At 57.9% G+C, this 17,481-nt stretch carries 11 protein-coding genes and 5 pseudogenes; 5 read left to right on the forward strand and 11 right to left on the reverse strand.

Annotated elements, in window-relative coordinates:
• Nucleotides 1–104: 104 nt before the first annotated feature.
• Nucleotides 105–547: pseudogene (locus tag RPG13_RS31555) on the forward strand (ATP-binding protein); the annotation flags it as partial.
• A 203-nt stretch (nucleotides 548–750) separates the two neighbouring features.
• On the forward strand, nucleotides 751–2,013 hold the full coding sequence (locus RPG13_RS31560) for an ATP-grasp domain-containing protein (RefSeq protein ID WP_337126831.1): 1,263 nt from the start codon (nucleotides 751–753) through the stop codon (nucleotides 2,011–2,013).
• 610 nt (nucleotides 2,014–2,623) lie between these two features.
• On the opposite strand, the gene RPG13_RS31565 is transcribed toward RPG13_RS31560, so the two are convergent.
• Both RPG13_RS31565 and RPG13_RS31570 read right to left on the reverse strand, forming a co-directional pair.
• On the reverse strand, nucleotides 2,624–3,757 hold the full coding sequence (locus tag RPG13_RS31565) for a serine hydrolase domain-containing protein (protein WP_337126832.1): 1,134 nt from the start codon (nucleotides 3,755–3,757) through the stop codon (nucleotides 2,624–2,626).
• A 145-nt stretch (nucleotides 3,758–3,902) separates the two neighbouring features.
• Nucleotides 3,903–4,484 (reverse strand): amidase family protein, encoded by a 582-nt coding sequence (locus RPG13_RS31570; protein WP_337127087.1) that lies wholly within the window; start codon nucleotides 4,482–4,484, stop codon nucleotides 3,903–3,905.
• Between RPG13_RS31570 and RPG13_RS31575 the strand changes: the two genes are divergently transcribed.
• On the forward strand, nucleotides 4,446–4,886 hold the full coding sequence (locus tag RPG13_RS31575) for a hypothetical protein (protein WP_337126833.1): 441 nt from the start codon (nucleotides 4,446–4,448) through the stop codon (nucleotides 4,884–4,886). The two genes, RPG13_RS31570 and RPG13_RS31575, sit on opposite strands and share 39 nt — an antisense overlap.
• A gap of 4 nt (nucleotides 4,887–4,890) precedes the next feature.
• Here RPG13_RS31575 and RPG13_RS31580 read toward each other — a convergent pair whose 3' ends face one another.
• The 7 genes and pseudogenes from RPG13_RS31580 to RPG13_RS31615 all read right to left on the reverse strand — a co-directional run.
• The gene (locus RPG13_RS31580) at nucleotides 4,891–5,934 is read right to left on the reverse strand and encodes an ABC transporter ATP-binding protein (protein WP_337126834.1); all 1,044 of its coding nucleotides are present in this window, start codon (nucleotides 5,932–5,934) and stop codon (nucleotides 4,891–4,893) included.
• On the reverse strand, nucleotides 5,931–6,950 hold the full coding sequence (locus RPG13_RS31585; protein WP_337126835.1) for an ABC transporter ATP-binding protein: 1,020 nt from the start codon (nucleotides 6,948–6,950) through the stop codon (nucleotides 5,931–5,933). Before RPG13_RS31585 ends, RPG13_RS31580 begins: the two co-directional genes overlap by 4 nt.
• Nucleotides 6,947–7,840 carry an ABC transporter permease gene (locus RPG13_RS31590; RefSeq protein ID WP_337126836.1) on the reverse strand — a complete coding sequence of 298 codons (894 nt, stop codon included), beginning with the start codon at nucleotides 7,838–7,840 and terminating at the stop codon, nucleotides 6,947–6,949. Before RPG13_RS31590 ends, RPG13_RS31585 begins: the two co-directional genes overlap by 4 nt.
• Nucleotide 7,841: 1 nt before the next feature.
• On the reverse strand, nucleotides 7,842–8,780 hold the full coding sequence (locus tag RPG13_RS31595) for an ABC transporter permease (protein ID WP_337126837.1): 939 nt from the start codon (nucleotides 8,778–8,780) through the stop codon (nucleotides 7,842–7,844).
• 13 nt (nucleotides 8,781–8,793) lie between these two features.
• Entirely contained in the window at nucleotides 8,794–10,374 is a 1,581-nt protein-coding gene (locus tag RPG13_RS31600; RefSeq protein ID WP_337126838.1) for an ABC transporter substrate-binding protein, read from the reverse strand.
• Nucleotides 10,375–10,924: 550 nt separating this feature from the next.
• Nucleotides 10,925–11,691: pseudogene (gene menC, locus RPG13_RS35040) on the reverse strand (o-succinylbenzoate synthase).
• Nucleotides 11,671–12,255, reverse strand: a pseudogene (locus RPG13_RS31615) (IS110 family transposase); the annotation flags it as partial. The pseudogenes menC and RPG13_RS31615, both read right to left, overlap by 21 nt.
• Here RPG13_RS31615 and RPG13_RS31620 point away from each other — a divergent pair.
• Nucleotides 12,226–12,409, forward strand: a pseudogene (locus RPG13_RS31620) (IS110 family transposase); the annotation flags it as partial. The pseudogenes RPG13_RS31615 and RPG13_RS31620 overlap by 30 nt on opposite strands.
• Before the next feature lie 465 nt (nucleotides 12,410–12,874).
• Nucleotides 12,875–14,815 carry an MBL fold metallo-hydrolase gene (locus RPG13_RS31625; RefSeq protein WP_337126839.1) on the forward strand — a complete coding sequence of 647 codons (1,941 nt, stop codon included), beginning with the start codon at nucleotides 12,875–12,877 and terminating at the stop codon, nucleotides 14,813–14,815.
• A gap of 646 nt (nucleotides 14,816–15,461) precedes the next feature.
• On the opposite strand, the pseudogene RPG13_RS31630 reads toward RPG13_RS31625, so the two are convergent.
• A pseudogene (locus RPG13_RS31630) lies at nucleotides 15,462–16,524 on the reverse strand (IS5 family transposase).
• A 497-nt stretch (nucleotides 16,525–17,021) separates the two neighbouring features.
• Nucleotides 17,022–17,396 (reverse strand): hypothetical protein, encoded by a 375-nt coding sequence (locus RPG13_RS31635; RefSeq protein WP_337126840.1) that lies wholly within the window; start codon nucleotides 17,394–17,396, stop codon nucleotides 17,022–17,024.
• Nucleotides 17,397–17,481: the final 85 nt, after the last annotated feature.

Here is a 17,481-nt window from a genome sequence, read left to right on the forward strand (position 1 = left end):
TTAGCCCAAGCCGGGAGCAAAATGGATGAGGCAACGCTCGAATCTCGAGGAACATCGTTACGTGAGGCAATACGCGCTCTCACTTTGATTGCCGCGCCGCACTGATGGAACGCACACAGGTTCTGGAACTGATGGGCACCTTGAAACTCTACGGAATGCGCGGCGCTTATGACATGTCATGGCCACCGGCATCAAGCGCCAGCACGAGCCGCCCAGGATCGTCGGTGATCTGCTGACGGCCGAGATCGCCGAGAAGCAGGCGCGTTCCATCAAATACCAGATGACGATCGCCAGGCTGCCGCTCGCAAAGGAGATCGAGGAGTTCGACTTCGACGGCACGCCGGTCAACGAGGCGTTGATCCGCGATCTCGCCACCGGCACCTGGTCGCCGACCAGCGCAATGCCGTGCACCGGAACCGGAAAATCACATCTGGCCATCGCCCGCGCCCTGATCCGCAACGGCTCGCGTGGCCGCCTCTATAACGTCAGCGATCTCGTCAATCGTCTCGAGACCGAGCACAGCAGCGGCAAGCAGGGCCGCATCGCGCTGCTTGACCTCAAAGTTCGCCGATCCGCCTAGCATGCTTAGCCTTTGCAACAAAACCTCCAAATATCTTTACGGAATCTTTGCGGATGCGAGGCGCCGGCAGTGCTATGTTCAAACAAAGTCTGGGGTCAGGCACGGCTAAAAAAGCTGATTTCGATTTACGCTCAGACTGCCGCACACAACAAGCACGGAGTTGATAGCGAATGGCGAGAAGAGCGCTTATCATGGTTGAAGGTGGAAGTAATATGCTGCGGTACGTCCAAGCGGCCCGGCATCTTGGCCTTCATCCAATCACCCTGGCGGCTGATCCAATCCGGTACGAATATCTTCCGACGGAAAACAATGAGGCAATTCGTGTTGATACAAACAGTCTCGATGCGCTGATCCACGAATGTTCCCGGCTGAGTGCGGCCTATGATATTGCTGGCATCACTTCCGCCACGGAGCTGACCTATGCGACAGTTGGCAAGCTCTGCCGGCATTTCGATCTCCCAGGGCCGAACCCTACGTCGATTGAACGATGCTGCGATAAATTCGTTCAACGTCAGCTTCTCGCGGAGGCCGGCATTCCGATACCTGCATATCGCTTGGCTTCTGACGCGACGGAGGTAGAAAGGTGTGCTGCTGAGATCGGCCTGCCGGTGGTTCTTAAGCCAGCCGTAGGCATAGGCAGCATCGGTGTCCGATTGTGCCGAAACGCCGGGGAGTTGGCCGAACATACGAACTATCTGTTGGGGGGGGAGCACATATGGCGGTCTTCGCCGAGAATACTGGTCGAAGAATTCGCACAAGGCCCACATTATTGGGCCGAGATAATGGGAGATGAGATCCTTTTAATTGGCACCTCGGACTTCGGCCCCCCGCCATATTTCGTCTATCATCAATGGAGCTTTCCGGCCCCACTGTCTGATGCTGAGCATCAGCGTATCTCTGATGTTTCGCTGAGTTGTTTGCGGGCTCTCGGCCTTGGTTGGGGGCCGACGAACATTGAATTTAGATGGACGAACCGCGGCCCAGTCGTCATTGAAGTCAATCCGCGTCTTGGCGGTGCGCCCGGACCTGAAATTGTGCAGGCGGCTTGCGGTGTCGATCTCTTCACAGAGCACATCAAGCTTGTCATCGGCGACGAATTGAATTTGTGCAGGAGCCATCCGCAGACTGGGGCCGCGCGATTCCTCGTTGCGGATCGCGATGGCATCCTCGATTGGATCGATGGCGTTAGTCGGGCAGCTGCGATACCAGGTGTCGTCGAAGTCAAATTGAATGTCGAACCAAAAACACCCATCATTAGAAAAGGCGATTATCGGGACTGGATTGGATATATCATCGCCGTTTCAGCCAACCGTGCTCTGACCGAAACGATACTGCAGCGTGCCGTCAACCTAATCAGTTGGTCAATCACATCAATCCCGGCACGCGGCGAACATGAACAAATCTGTGCCTCTCCACGCACCAACGCAGGCTGACGAGAACGGACGAGATAGACCATAATCCTTATTTTGTTCTGGATACCTCTGAAGAACTCCTGCTCAAACTTAGTAGAGTTATTACGCGGAGCTTTAAGGGGGTGGTCGATTTCAAGCCCGCGCGGCCGTTTGAAGCTATCCTCTCCTGCGTCATCTGGCGTTTGGAACAGAGCGCGATCGTACGCAGAAGGACGACCAAGCCGGTGATCCTAAGCCTCTGTTTCAACGGCACAACGGCGCGGCTTCTCGCCCAGTGGAAAGTGGCATGCGAAGCTATATTCCGACGATCCTCGGTGGCCCTCGGACCGTGCGGGGAACGCGGCTACACATTTCCTGCGCATAGCGGCAGCGCGTGTGGAACTCCCAGCCGGATAGCCGCCGCAATAGGCTCGGGACCTCACTCTTGAGCTCAATGCGATTAAGAACGGGATGGATCAGCCTCCGGGTTCGCCGACCCGCGTCACTCCTACACGCGGGCACTGCTCGACGCTGTGCCAATGATCAAATCCCAGCCGGGGGGCCAGCCGGTTCCGGCAAGTGCTATCGATAAACCAAGCGGCCCGAAGAGTTCCTCGACGCCTCTTGGTCGAAGCGGGTCCACGACCAGCTCTTATTGGGCAGCTAGCTCGGCCATCATCTTAACTAGAGGGCCGGAGAAATTACTGTCCATAGCACTGCTGTTCTCTAGCACGCTGAAGTAGACTACTACAGTGCCGGTGTCGGGGTTTGCGAGCATGTACTGACCGCCGACGCCGCCGTGGCCGAGGAACGTCCCGTCGGTATTCGTGTGGTGGCTATAGCGCATCCAGTCGCGCGGCTTCTGTAGGGGAGGGCCGAGATTACGGCGCGTCTCTTCGATGAAGGCGGCATCGCCCACGCGACGGCCATCAACACCCTCGCCCTTGCGCGCAAATAGCAGCCCATATCGCGCGAGATCGCGGGCGGTGAGGCAGGCGCCGCCGCAGACCAGCGGCACACCCTCGCGGTCACATGTAATATGAAAGCATCCTTCGATGCCTGCCGCCTCGACAATCTCGATCAGCCAGTCGCGTAGCGGCCGGCCGCTGACGCGCTCGACGATCCAGCCGAGCACATCGCTGTTGGTCGACTTATACAGCGCCTCTCCGGTGCGATTCGCTAGGTCACCGCCGGTGATGCCGCAGATGAAGGAGCGGGTCGTCCCTTCCTTCTGACCATCCCGCGGCAGGCGATAGCCCCAGGCGGGCTCCCCCTCGTAGATCGCCGCGCAGGGGTCGCTGTAGTCCTCGCTGAAGTCGTTGGCGACGTTCATGTCGGCGACCGCCTTGACGGTCGCCTCGGCGTAGCCCGTTCCGATCTCCGGCAGATAGGTGCTTACCTGCGCGTCGAGGTTGACGAGGCCGTCAGCCACTGCGCGACCGAGCATTAGGTTCAGTGTCGTCTTAGTGATAGACATTATGGTATGTGGCCTATCGGGCCCGAAGTCTGGGGCATAGGCCTCGTAGAGTATGCGATCGTCGCGCACCACCACGAAGGCCGAGAAATGTGGCATGGCGAGATAGCGTGCGACCTCGGGCCGCTCGCCGATGGTCCAGTCGACCTCCTTCCTGAGCGGCAGGACGGCGGGGGCGCGCAGCGACATGGCGTAGCGCATCGTGGTGTGAAGGTTGTGGAAGCCACTGCGGCGGTAGTCGGGCAGGTTCCAGCGCGGCTTGTTATCGAACAGTGTGACGAGGTCGGTATTGGCGATCGAGGGGATCATCATGCGGCGGGCCTTTCGAAGTAGGGATGTTCATGGGACTCATGAAGAGTGCGCGTGAGTGTCTTGCAGCGCCCTCATAGCCGATCCAGGCGCTAACGCCGGAATCTTGCTGGCTTCGGGCCGCCGAAGATGCGGTCGGGTGAGAGGTTCAAGCAGACAGGCCGCAGTATGCTGCGTTGTTGCGAATAGAACCCCCGCCATCCGAGCCTCGCCGTCGAGCGGCGGCGGCTGGCTCCGCCGGCCGGGATTGATCATCGGAACAGCGTCGAGGAAAGCCCGCGTGTAGGAGCCGCGCGGGTCGGCAAACACATCGGCCACTGACCCGCAGAGTGTCAGTGGGCCGTGGTAGTTCCTCCACATAGGGACAATTCCGCTGGGCGATGACGAATGGGTCGCCGGGGTAGCGGCCGGGAAAAATGTCAAGTGCGGCGGCCCTATCGCGCACAGTTCGGCAAAGGACAAAGCCTGGAATGAGACCAAACGATTGATCCGGACGGTCCGGGCGACCGGAAATGCGTCCCCGGGACGGGAGCAGCCCGACGAGACCGCACCACGATGTCGAAAAGCGAATTGAGTCGCTACGGTCGCTGGCATGTGCAATCGGAACGATGCTGGCGGCAAGCCCCGCTGCGGCTCCCACAGAGGAGCCGCCTTTAGAGCAGCCCAGATCCCATGGATTGCGGGTGATCCCATGGAGAACCGTTCTACTCGATCCTGTTCCAATTCCGATGTTGTCCTGCCGAGGTCCTTAGCCCTCCAGCTCCGGGCGACGAAAAAAGAAGCTGTCGGTGCTGAAGCGGTAGCCTTTGAATTGCCGGCTTCCTTTCTCTTGAAAGCGACCGGCTTCGGTAGCTCCGAGAAACTCGCGAAGGAATGGCATGCCAAAAAGGCCCCTGTGGGCGGGGGCGACGAACGTAGCATCTTCGTGGAGCTCGATAGCGACGTTGATGCGCGGATTGATTGGTCGTGCGCCGTGCGGGCCAGGCGCATCGAATTCGCGGATGTCGCATTGCCCGCGCGCACGAGCGCGGCCAAACCGATGGAATCGTACTCTATGCATTCACTCAATCTCACTTCAGCGACCTTTGTTCCTTCTGTCTTCTTCGCATCGTCTGGGAGGAGCGATGGATGACTAGTCATTTCAGCGTTGGCCCAGCTTCAGACAGCCATCTCTGCTCCGACGGGATCGCGGTTTCGCGATCCAGCGGGAAATGGCATTTGAAGCTGTGATGCACGTCGTCCCGGCTTGCTGTAGGTTCGGGGAAGACGCTGCTACAGATGTCCTGCGCGTAACGACAGCGGGTGTGGAACTCGCAACCGGATGGCCGCCTCATCAAGCTCGGCACCTCACCCTTGAGCTCTATCCGGTTCAGCACCGCATCCGGGTCGGGCTCCGGATTGGCTGCAAGCAGCGCTTCCGTGTAGGGATGGCGCGGTTGATCGAAGATACGCTCGGTCGAGCCGACCTCAATAACGCGGCCGAGATACATGATCGCCATGCGATCGCTCATGTGGCGCACAACGTTAAGATTGTGCGTGATGATGAGGATCGCCATGCCGAGTTCGTCTTGAAGCCGCGCGAGGAGATTGAGCACCTCGCCCTGCACTGAGACGTCGAGGCCTGCCGTCGGCTCATCGGCAATAATCAAATCCGGATTCAGGACAAGAGCACGCGCGATACCAACGCGCCTGGCCTGACCTCCGGAAAGCTCATGGGGATAGCGGCGAGCAAAATCCGCCGGCAAGCCGACCATTCGAAGCAGGCGTGCCGCCTCCGCTCCGGCATCGCGCTCCTTCAGCCCATGGATGCGGAAAGGCTCCGTCAACAGTGATCGAACGGTCAGCCTCGGCGAGAGTGATCCGACGGGATCCTGGAACATCATCGCCATGCGCCGTAAGTAGGGCTTGCGTTCAGCCCCGGTGAGATCCTCAATTTCCCGTCCGTCGAAGCTGATGCTGCCGCTCATAGCCCGCTGCAAGCCGATTATCGTGCGCGCGATGGTGGATTTTCCTGAGCCGCTTTCACCGACAAGGGCGAGTGTCTCGCCCTTGCGGATTTCAAAGGAGACACCGCATATCGCGTCGATGAAAGGGGCTTTCGTCCCGGTTGCGAGCGCGTTCAGCGGACCCATGGTGCGGAAGCGGACCCGCAGGTCCTCAACCCGAAGCAGCGCGGTCATGCCGACACCAACCGCTCTTTGTCGAGAAGATGGCATCGGACGACTTGGTCCAGGCCGATGCGGTACTCGACCGGGTTCTCTTGCACACAGCGATTGAATGCCTGGGGACACCGGGTGTAAAAGATGCATGCTTTCTTGCTGCCGAGGAGACTGGGCACCTCGCCCGGTATGGTCGGCAAAGTGCGCGTGCTTTTTTTGATACGCCCGGGATCGCACTCAAGCAGCGCGCGCGTGTAAGGGTGACCGGGATTGTGGAAGATGTCCCGAACGGCGCCCTCCTCCACCACTTCGCCCGCATACATGACGGCGACCCTGTCGCAAAACTCAGCCACCGCGCCGAGATGATGGGAAACGAACAAGACCGAGCAGCCGATCTCCTTTTGCAGTTCTTTGAGAAGATGGATGATCTGCACTTCCAGCGTCGCATCAAGCGCAGTGGTTGGCTCGTCGGCGACGAGCAGCGCCGGTTTCACAAGAAGCGCCATGGCAATGCAGACACGCTGACGCATGCCGCCAGAGAAGTGATGCGGATAGGCGCCGATACGGCTTTCGGGGTCGGGAATTCCGACTCGGTGAAGCATGTCGAGGGCACGAGCGCGCTTTTCACTCCGGCTTCCTTGATCGTGGTGCTGGATATCGATCATCTGGGTCTCGATGGTCCGCACCGGATTGAGTGCAGTCATCGGGTCCTGCAAGATCATCGAAAGACGATCGCCGAGCAGGGCCCGTCGCGTATGAGAGGACATTTTGAGCAGGTCTTTACCTTCGAACAGGACGCTGCCGGACGTCACATCTGCATTTTCTGGAAGCAGGCCCATCACTGTATATGCGAGCGTCGATTTTCCGGATCCGCTTTCCCCGACGATGCCAACCACCTGCCCGGCTGGCACATCCAGCGATACATTACGCAGGGCATGGACGCGCCCACGCGGTGTGCCGAAATCGAGATTTAGATCACGGATTTCAAGAAGCGGGCGACCGGACGAGGGAGGCGGTTGCGGATCGTCGCGTATCATAGGTCTTTCCGCAACTTGGGATCGAATATGTCGCGCAACGCCTCACCCAAAAATGTGAAGCCGAGTGTTGCGAGAACGATGGGAATGCCGCCGGCGATGACAAGCCACGGCGACTGATTTATGTGGTTGTAGCCATCGTTCAGGATCGCTCCCCAATCGGGCGTCGGAGGGCGAACGCCCATGCCGAGAAAGCTGAGGCCAGCCGACATGGCGATGACGGCCGGAACGTCCATGCTCACGAGAATGAGAAGCGGGCCGAGGACGTTGGGCAGTACGTGCACGGCCAGGATGCGCGTTGTGCCGGCCCCCATGCTACACTCTGCGGCGATGTATTCACTGCTGCGCAGCGCTTCTGTCTGGGTGCGCACGACACGAGCGTAAATAGGCATGGACGTTATTGCGATGACGAGAATGACACTCGCCAAGCTCGGTCCCAGAAGCGCGATCATGGCCAGCGCGAAAATGATGCTCGGAAACGAGCGTATCGTATCGAAGAAAAGCAGGAGAGCATTGTCGAGCCAGCGAGGACCGAAGCCCGCGATCAAACCAAGTACAAGTCCGACTGCCAGCGAACTGCCGAGGGAGGCAAAAGCAACGAGGAGAGGAATGCGGCCGCCCATAACTACGCGAGAAAACGTGTCGCGGCCCAGTTGGTCTGTGCCCAGCAGAAATTCCTGTGAAGGAGCGGCAAAACGCGGCCCGACCATGATCCCGATCGGATCGTGCGTGATGATCAGTGGAGCGAAGATCGCAACTGCTGCTATGAGTATGGCAAGCACTGCTCCGAGCATGCCCAGGCGGTTTTTACGAAATTGCCGCAAAAAGGTGCGAAAGGCGCCGTTATCCTTGGAATCGATGGCTTCCGGACGGATGGCTTCAACCTTCGCCATGTCAGAGCTTTTCCCGGGTTCGCGGATCGAGGAATGCATTGACGAGATCCGAAAGGGTCGTGGCAGCAACGATAAGGAACGTGGTGACGAGCACGGTCCCCATTACTATTGGATAGTTGCGCGCAACAACCGCATTCACGATCAATGCGCCGATGCCAGGCCTCGCAAAGACCACCTCGATAAAGACGGCGGACGAAAGCAGCCAAGCCATGCCTACGCCGAGTATGGTCACGGTCGGCAAAATCGCGAGCGGCAGCGCGTAGCGCGTAACGATGCGCCATTCCGAGATTCCGAAAGAGCGGGCCATCCGCATGTGGTTTTCTCCCAGGACCTCAAGCATGGATGCGCGTACCAGCCGGGAAATGTAGCCCACCCAGCCAATCCCTGTGGCGAAGCCTGGGAGGATGAGGTGGATAACTCCATCCCAAAAGCCATTGCCGGCTCCGATCGCTGGCAACCAGCGCAGGGTCACCGCAAAAATCATCAGGGCGTAGATCGCCACGACGAAGGAAGGAATTGCGATCGCGGCGACTGTCACGATGCCGGCCACATGGTCGATCAAGGAGTTGCGTCGCATCGCCGAGTAGCATCCGAGCGGCACGGCTACCACGACCGCCCATAAGATCGAGACCAAAATCAGTTCAATAGTATAAGGCAATTGCTCGAAGACAATGTCGGCGACAGGTCTTTGGCCGAATACGTCGAAGCCGAGATCGCCGTGGAACAGCCCGCCGAAGAAGGTAGCAATCTGCACGATAAACGGCCTGTCCAGCCCCATTTGCTCGTAGAGTTGCGCCTTCATTTCGGGCGTCGCCCGCGGGCCGAGCAGGACCGCCGCGGGATCGCCGGGCACTGCTCTGATCATCAGGAACAGAAGCGTCACCGCGATCGTAATAATTGCGATCGCGAGGACGAGCCTTTTCAGAAGGTAAAACCACATGTATTACCCGAACCTAAACTGGCTTGAACGCAATATATAGCGGCTGTCCATCCGGGCGGGTGGCGGCCTCCGTTGTAGCGGTGCGATACACGATCTGCATTCCGCCATGGGTCAGGAAGCGAAAGCCGCCGGAATCCTCCATTAGATCCTGCATCTCCTGGTACAGCTTCCCCCGCGCTTCCGGTTCGTCGATCGTGACCGCCTCCGCAGCCAGCTGATCATAGCGTTCACTGCGGAAGCGTTCCCAATTCGAAGACCCGCCGATTTGAGTTTGTACGAACCAGGATGTCGCATAATACGGATCTGGCAACGACGCGTAGTTGGTTAACATAAGCTGCAGATCTTTCCAGCGCTCGCCTTCCGATTCCACACCGAGCGTCCAGAATGATCCGGCATCATGAAATTTTAGCTCAAGCGAAATGCCGATTTGCGATAATTGCGCCTGAATTGTCTGAGCTATAGTCGAATACGTACTATCGTTTAAGCAGTCAATAGTAAGGGCCAGATCGGCTACACCGGCTTTCTCCAGAAACTGCTTGGCCTTCTCAACGTCGCCTTCCGGCGGCACATTGCCCTTGTCGCGGTGCCCTACAACACCGGGAGCAAGGATTCCTGTTGCCGGCGCTGCTTGACCCGAATAAGCAGCATCGAGGATCTGCGGCACATTGATCGCCCATTGGATCGCCTTCCGGACATTGATGTCCTTCAGCTTCGGGTGTTCTATGTTCATGCCGATCCAGTTGAAACTAAGCGATTGGTATTCCTCGAACTTCGTGTCGGCGGAGGGATTGTTCTTGAACGGGGAATCCAGACTGACTTCAGAAAAATCGACATCGCCCGCCTGATAAGCTCGTTCCGCCGCCTTGTCGTCAACGATTGACACGAGGCGGATTTCGTCAAAGCCCGGCTTCGGGCCGGACCAGTCGGGATTGCGTGTCAAGACCGCATACTGGTTCGGCTGCCAGTCTGCGAGCACATACGGGCCGGAGAAAGCAGGGGGTTTCGTGCCAAAGGTGCCGCCGTCCTCGGTTGCCTTCATCACCGCATCTTCGGAAACGATATGCCCAATAGCAGAGGGTAGCGTATTCATCCAGAGCGGCACAAACGGCGTCTTCAGCACGATCACGCCTGTATAGTCATCTTCGATATCGACGTGATCGAGCGTACCCCAATCGGGCTTCACTGGAGAATTGTGCTTGATGACGCGCTCGAACGAGAACTTGACGTCCCTTGCAGTTAGCTCGCCATGGTCGTCGGTGAACTTGATGCCCTTCTTAAGACGGAAGCGGATATGGGTCGGATCGACCTTTTCGATTTTTTCTGCCGCCTCCAGCTCCCACACCCATTGGGAACCCGGCTTGTAGCGCGTGAGCTTCGAATACACGCAGCTCATCAATTCTGCTTCACTGTTTTGAACGTAGAATCCAGGGTCAAATGTCGTAGGATTAATAGACCAACGCGCCCTCAGCACCTTGCCCTCGGCTGCCCAGATGGCTTGCGAGAGTGGCATGCCGGCGGCAACGATACCCCCGCCGAGCGTCGCGCCGGTTTTGAGAAAGGCCCGGCGGCTCACATTTCCTATGATATCCTTCATAGTTCATTCCTCCCGTTTATGTTAAGCAATTTCCCGCTCACACCGGTTGCTTTTGTGTTCATCGACTGTAAAAAGCGCTCCTCCCGCTCTGACAGTTGAAATGATGTCCACTGCCAGTGGCTTTTTCGTCGGCGCCTCAACGTTTATCGGCGAGACTCCCTGATTGGGACCTTCAGCACAGCTTGAGAGACTGTCGCCCCCTATTGGCTCAGGAACGCTAGCGACGCGGGAGCGACAAAACAACTGGATAAAAAGTTATGTACTGCAGGACTAAATGTTATCAGGCGGATCGCAGGCCTGCATGCCCCGCTGCTACTCGTTGCGCCCGGCTGGTGTTACTCGACTGTGTTCGGCAGCCGACGCCGGGGGATCGGATTCAGGTCTGCAATGTGTGTGATCAGCCAACTGCGAAAGATCTTGTCGTAGTTCGGGTCCGTATAGGGCTTTCCTCACCTCGATGTAGGCTATGCCGATGGACTGCCGCTCAGCCTACGCGGACGCGGCGCAGTTTCATAAGGAGGCTTGTTCCCTCGCGCGTCATGGGTGAAACTCATGTCTTGATCGTCTCGACTGAAGAGGAAATGGTGTCCAGAAAATCCCAGTCCATCGTCACGCCGATCCCTGCGCCGTTCGCCGGGATGGGCATCAGGCCATTGGACGTTTCCAGGCGCTCGACGACGATGTCGCGTTCAAAATAGCGAGATGATGACGAGGTGTCTCCCGGACGCGAGAACTGTTCCAGCGTGCAGAGATGGATGTTGTGGGCACGGCCGATCCCGGCTTCCTTCATGCCGCCGCACCAGACGGGCACGTCATAGGCGAGGCAGAGGTCATGCACCTGCTTAGCCACCGTATGGCCGCCCAGACGGCCGACCTTGATGTTGATCAGCCGCCCGGCATCGGACTGCAGCGCCTTGCGGCAATCGGCAACGTGCGGATACTTTCATCTAGACAAATCGGCGTGCGCAGTACGTATTGCAGTCGCACATGGTCATGTAAGTCGTTCCAGGCCAGCGGCTGTTCTATATAGTCCAGCCCATAATCGTCCATGTTTCGCAGCACGGGCAGATCGGCCAGCGTGTAGCAGCAGTTTGCATCCACGGTCAGATGGATGTCGGGGAACTCGGCGCGCACGGCATCGAGAAGCTTCAGGTCATGGCCAGCCTTCACCTTCAGCTTGATCCGGCGATAGCCTTGCTGAACATGGTGGGCCACTTCCTGCAGGGTCCGCGGGATCTCCTTGATCCCCAGCGAAACACCAACCTCGATGTGGGAGCGAGTGCGGCCCAGCACCAGCCAGAGCGGCGGACCCTCCATCTTGGCCCAGAGATCCCAGAAGGCCATCTCGACCGCGGCCTTCGCCATCTGGTGATCGCGCCACGGCCGGAACAATAGCTCGATTTCCTGCGGATTGGCAAAATTCTTGCCGACGACCGCAGGCAGCAGTACATCGCGCATTTTCTGCCTGGCGGCGAGCAGGGATGCGGTGATGTCCGCCAGCTCTGGCATACCGTCAGCAAGTTCCCGTACCCGGACCTCAAACCCCACCTTACCGGTGATGCCCACCTTGAGGCCGAAGTTACGCAGCAAGCCGCGGATGTCGTTCTCGATCGCGATGGCCTTCTTCTGCAGCAGCTTTCGAGCGGTGAGCAGGGCTCGGCGCTGCTGGCTCGTTACTGTCTTGACGTGCACTGGCCGGAACAGGTTGACCCGCATCATCTGGGCGATGCCGCGCGCATCGTTGCGGTCGGTCTTGTTCACCTGCGCCTTGAGGAACGCCTTCGTGTGGCGGGTCTCGATGCAGACTACGGGCAAGCCTGCTTCGGCCAATCCGCTGAACAGCCACTGTGAGCCCTGCGGCGCTTGCTTATCGGAGCGAGCGCCGTGGTTCGTCATCCCGCTCGGCGTGGCGTGCCGGAAGGATCGTGGCTCGGGCCCGCAAACCGCGATGCTTGCGGTCGTTGCTCTTGCCAACAAGATGGCCCGCATCGTCTGGGCACTCATGGCGAGAAGCGAAATCTACATGGCTCCGGCCATGATCGGCATAGTTACCCGGCCTGAGGTCGTCGAGCGTGTAGGAAGGTCGAACGGAAGGTATGGCGCAACGGTCATAGAGACGCAATCGGGAGAACCAGAAGCGCGACAAGGGCTACGAGCCCGTCAGATTGATTTGCAACCGGTCCGCGAACACCCATACGGGCCCGCAAAACGTGAACAGCCGATTCAGTGGTCGGATACATGTCAGCACCCGACCATGCGCTGCCCAATCTAAAGTTTCTTCTTGCACTAAGCGGGGCGTCCATAAACGTCGCGCTATACGGTAGGGCACGAGCGTTCTCAATCAAATAAAGTCATTGGTCGCATTACATTTTTGCGGGGTTCCCAACGCTTTCAAATGTGCTAGCGGAGTGCAGCAAATCAACCTCTCTCGCCTGGATTTCATTCCAAGATCAACAGAGCGACGGGCTTGCGGGCGAGATCAACTCGGCATCCGGGCGCAATGAAATTGGAACAAGGGGCAGCTTGGCCGGATCAGCACCCCAAGAAGGAAAATAAAGTGTCTCTCATCCAGCTCTCCGAACATCTTTGGAAGTTTCAAGATTCTTGTAACGTCTACATTTTGAAAAGCGGCACGGAGTGTCTGTTGATCGATGCCGGGTCCGGCGCTGTTATGCAGTATCTTGGGGCTATCGGCATCGAGCGGGTCGCATGGGTTCTACATACTCATCACCACAGGGATCAGTGCTGGGGAACACCTATCGTTCAGAAGGCTGGGGCAAAGATTGCCGTACCGGAATATGAACGTCACCTATTCGATAATGTCGAGGCTTTTTGGCAGGCTCGACGCATCTATGACAACTACAACGACAGCAACGTGTTTTTCTCGCTAGGAGAAAATCTTGCGGTCGATGCTGTACTCGAGGACTATGGCACTTTTCTCTGGAAGGAGTACGAATTTCGCGTGTTGCCGGCGAAGGGTCACACATATGGCATGGTCAGCCTGATCACACATGTGGATGGTGAGAAAATTGCCTTCACGGGCGATCTGATGATAAGTGGCGGAAGACTCTACCAACTTCACGCGATGGAGTACAGCTATGGCGATCTTCTTGGTGTCGAATTCACAATGCAATCCGTTCTCGCTCTGAAAAAGCAAAACGTTCAGAGTGCCTATCCGTCGCACGGGGAACCAATCAGCAAGGTTAAAGCCAATATTGAACAGCTTGAATCACGGCTCGAAACACTTGCTGGTATAGGTGGCCTAAATACGTCGGGTCACGACAGTCGGGAACAGAATTTTGACGAAAAGCATGTCATCCGCGAGAGCAAACTACAGCCGATATCCGAACATCTTCTGTGGGCAGGGCCGTATACCTGTTCCAATTTCTACATAGTATTGAGTGGGAGCGGGCACGCGATGCTGATCGACTACGGGCTGGCGTCGATTGGACATTGCCATTGGGGCGCCGATTCCGACGGCTTGCAGGCCCTGCGTTTTGTTGAACATCATATCGATCAGCTGCGCGAAGATTATGGAGTCGGGGATATAGAACTTGTGATTCCCACGCATATCCATGACGATCATGTCGCCGGTATACCGTTCCTCCAGAAACATTTCGACACGAAGTGCTGGGCTCTCAATTGTATTGCTGACGTAATTGCCGATCCCGCTGCGTGGGCAAGTACACCTTGCTGCTTCCACAAACCTATTACAGTGCACCGTGTTCTCCGTGATGGTGAGGCATTTCAATGGAGAGGTTTCGACTTTGTGGTTCATTACGCGCCAGGGCAAACCGAATACCACGCTATAGTTTTGGGCAACATCGATGGTAAGCGGGTCGTTTTTAGCGGAGACAATCTGTTCCTTCGCAATGTTGGGGCCGGAGGATTTGAGCGCAAGAGTCCCAAGCAGACCACAGTTATGCGCAACAGCTTTCAGTTAGACATGCATCGCCGTTGCGCGAATGTTATGCAGGCCACGAAGCCTGATCTCGTATGCCCCGGGCACGGAGAGCTGATTCTCATGGATCAGACAAGGATCGCCGAATACACAGAATACATCGAGCGTAAGGAGACAGCCTTTTGCGAAATAGTAGATAAACCCGCAAATCATTTCATCGATCTATTCTGGGCACGAATGCTGCCATATCTTTCGGAGGCCCGGCCAAATAGCAAGGTGACTTACACGGTCAGGATCCGCAATAACTTGGAGCGCACTGCTGTATACAGTGCTCACCTTCTATCGCCATTTGGTTGGGCTCCGGATGGAGAAGCCGAGAGCATCACGCTTCAACCGGGTCAGCGAGGCGAGGTAATTCTGGGGGCCACTGCCCCGTCCCAGGTTGATCCGAGACGAAGGCTCATCACCGCCGAAGTTCTGATTGACGGTGTATCGCAAGGACCGGTCTGCGAGGCCCTCGTGTCAACCTTACTACATTAGTTTCCGTCCCTAAGAGACCGTTTGGAAATTCTACTCTGGCGGCCGTCTGTGTCGTTTTCTGCGCTTCCGGTGCTCACGGACCAGATGTCCGCTGCGCTCCGGTTCTCGAACCGCGATCATATGACTCGCAAGATCGAAGCGAAACAGTCTCTAAGCGACAACCCCTTGAACTTACAAGCGATAGCAGGTTTGCATAAACTAATACATTTGGTGCCGGTCCGAACCAAGGATACATTTATGACGCGCAGGATTTCAAGAAGCGGACGGCCGCGTGAAGCAACGGGGGAACTGTTTCGGCGCCGTTCGAAGGATATGTCAAGAGAGAGCTGTTTGGCTGGCGACGCGGCTGATCGTTAAGGAAGAATGGGGCGTAGGTTGGTAAGAACGCGCTGCGGAGGGGGAAGACGCCGTGCGGCTTCGCCGGGCCGAACCTTTTGGCGATGATCCTGTGCGAGATACGTGCAATGCCATGCTCGGCCACGGCGCATGCCCAGCGGATGCAGCTGGACATCTCGATTTACCGCCCTTTTGGCCTGAACGAGTAGCGATGACCGGGCAGCTGATGAGTGCGCGTTCGACGGAGCAATTTACCGCTGTGCGGGCCGACCAATTCGGCCGGTGGCTGCCGATCTCACCGATTTCGCCGTCATGCGCACGCAGTTCGCCCCTCGTGCCAGACGTAGCGCGTGAGATTGTAGACGAGATTGGCCATGCCGATTTTTGTCCTGACCCGCGCGATACCCATGGTTCGCAAGAACAGGCCCATGCGGGACTTCTGCTGCGCGAAGACGTGCTCGACGAAGGCGCGGATTTTTGAGCGCCGGCCATTGGCCCGTGCCATCGCCTCGCTCATCGGCCGGCCTTTCGGCTTCTTGTGGTGAATGTCGGAGAAGTAGCCGTGCTTCTCCAGCCACGCCTCATTCTTCTTCGAGCGATAGGCCGTGTCAGCCCACACCGTCGAGCCGGTGTTGTTCTTGTCCAGCACGTTTCAAAGCTGCGCCCCGTCATAGACCGAGGCGCTGGTGACGTTCCAGCCGCGGATGAAGCCGTGCCGGCGATCGATTTGTAGCCGAAGGCGGGAACGGCGATGTCGCGCTGCTTCGTCTTTCCCTCCTCGTCGGCCTTGGCCTTGGAGAACTTCACCGTCCAGCGCGTCCCGGTCCTTCTGGCGCAGCTGGCTGGCTTCGTCTGCCACTCGTCCGGCACCTTTCCTGCCTTGATGTTGGCCTTTTCGGCATCGCTGTTGCGCTGCTTCGGCGCCGCCACGATCGTGGCATCCACGATCTGGCCACCCATCGCCAGATAGCCGGCCTTGCCGAGGTGGTTGTCGAACCGGGCAAACAGGTTCTCCACTGACCGGGCCCGCGTGAGGTGCTCGCGAAACAGCCAGATCGTTTTGGCGTCTGGAATCTTGTCGCCGAGCCCCAGGCGAGGAACCGCATGAAGGAAAGCCGATCCTGAACCTGGAACTCGGCCTGATCGTCCGAGAGACTCTAGAGCGCCTGCAGCACCATGATCTTGAACATCATCACCGCATCAAAGGGCGGCCGGCCGCCTTTGGCGCCTTCGGAGCGCTTCAGCGCCTTGGCCAAAGGCTTGCGGAAAACCTCCCAAGGCACCAGAGCGTTCAGCTTCTCCAGTGGATCGCCGGCCTCGCTCAGCCGCACATAACGCTCATCAATGTCCCAGAACCCCGCCTGTCCCCGCATCCAACGCGTCCGAGCAAATCACAAGGCGAAGTGAATCAAAATACGTTCCCGATTGCGAGGTTTTTCGAGGTGTCCAGCTATCTCATCTTCCGATTTGATGACCCGAGCCCCTTCAACGATGTTGACGGCGTCAAAAAACCTCCAGTCCGCGCTGCCGCAGCGCTTGGGTTATGCTCGGGTTGACGTACTCCACCGCCACTTTGCGATTGGTGGTCCCGATTTCGCTCTGTCAAATATAGGTCAGCTGCAGTCGCATATATCACCTTAAGAGTTCTAAGTCTCGCATTTCTATAATGGCCGCGCATTACCACTTTTGAGGCGCTGGCGCCTGATCCGCCGCAGCTGAAGAACTGGAAAAATTCGCCCCAGCATCATGTCTTTGCCCTTAGAGGCGAACCCGAAGCTCGCCAGAGCGTATCTCCACGCCCCAAGTTTCTCCAACTGGGAACACGCGAACAAAAAAGGCCTGGATCGCCCGCGAACTATCACACGCTGATTTAGCGCGGCTTGCTGGCGAACCGAGGCAGATGCCAAAGGGGATTTTCGGGCCTGTCCTTCGAAATGAGGTGAGAGGTGGTTGTGGTCTGCAAAGCTGCGGTCGGGTGATTGAGAAGAATCTGTAGGAGCCCGACGGCGGCCAGCACGTTCTGGACCTGCGCGGCCAGGCCGTCCGGACCTCTCCGGATGTCGCACGGCTGCGTCGCCAGATAGACGCGCACCCCAGAGCCGGCGCAATCATGCCGCCGCCTTCCTAGCACCCGCCGCAGCGCCGCCTCGCCGACCTCGTCCACGCGCACGCCGCCGGCCAAGGCGATCTCAATCACACCGCGCCGCTCCATCTCGGCCGCCGCGCATACGGCATTTCGATTCACTTCGAACTTTCCCCGGACAGCCCTGCATCCGAGAGCGGGCTATAAAGGTTTCCTTCTCTGAACGGCGGCAGCTGGCCTTTTACGG

This window comes from Mesorhizobium sp. ISC15, assembly GCF_037162615.1.
In the GTDB taxonomy this organism is placed as follows: domain Bacteria; phylum Pseudomonadota; class Alphaproteobacteria; order Rhizobiales; family Rhizobiaceae; genus Mesorhizobium; species Mesorhizobium mediterraneum.

Coding starts and splice junctions, on each gene's coding strand:
- RPG13_RS31560 (WP_337126831.1), top strand. CDS start 751: ATGGCGAGAAGAGCGCTTATCATGGTTGAAGGTGGAAGTAATATGCTG.
- RPG13_RS31565 (WP_337126832.1), bottom strand. CDS start 3,757: ATGATGATCCCCTCGATCGCCAATACCGACCTCGTCACACTGTTCGAT.
- RPG13_RS31575 (WP_337126833.1), top strand. CDS start 4,446: ATGGAGAACCGTTCTACTCGATCCTGTTCCAATTCCGATGTTGTCCTG.
- RPG13_RS31580 (WP_337126834.1), bottom strand. CDS start 5,934: ATGACCGCGCTGCTTCGGGTTGAGGACCTGCGGGTCCGCTTCCGCACC.
- RPG13_RS31585 (WP_337126835.1), bottom strand. CDS start 6,950: ATGATACGCGACGATCCGCAACCGCCTCCCTCGTCCGGTCGCCCGCTT.
- RPG13_RS31590 (WP_337126836.1), bottom strand. CDS start 7,840: ATGGCGAAGGTTGAAGCCATCCGTCCGGAAGCCATCGATTCCAAGGAT.
- RPG13_RS31595 (WP_337126837.1), bottom strand. CDS start 8,780: ATGTGGTTTTACCTTCTGAAAAGGCTCGTCCTCGCGATCGCAATTATT.
- RPG13_RS31600 (WP_337126838.1), bottom strand. CDS start 10,374: ATGAAGGATATCATAGGAAATGTGAGCCGCCGGGCCTTTCTCAAAACC.
- RPG13_RS31625 (WP_337126839.1), top strand. CDS start 12,875: ATGAAATTGGAACAAGGGGCAGCTTGGCCGGATCAGCACCCCAAGAAG.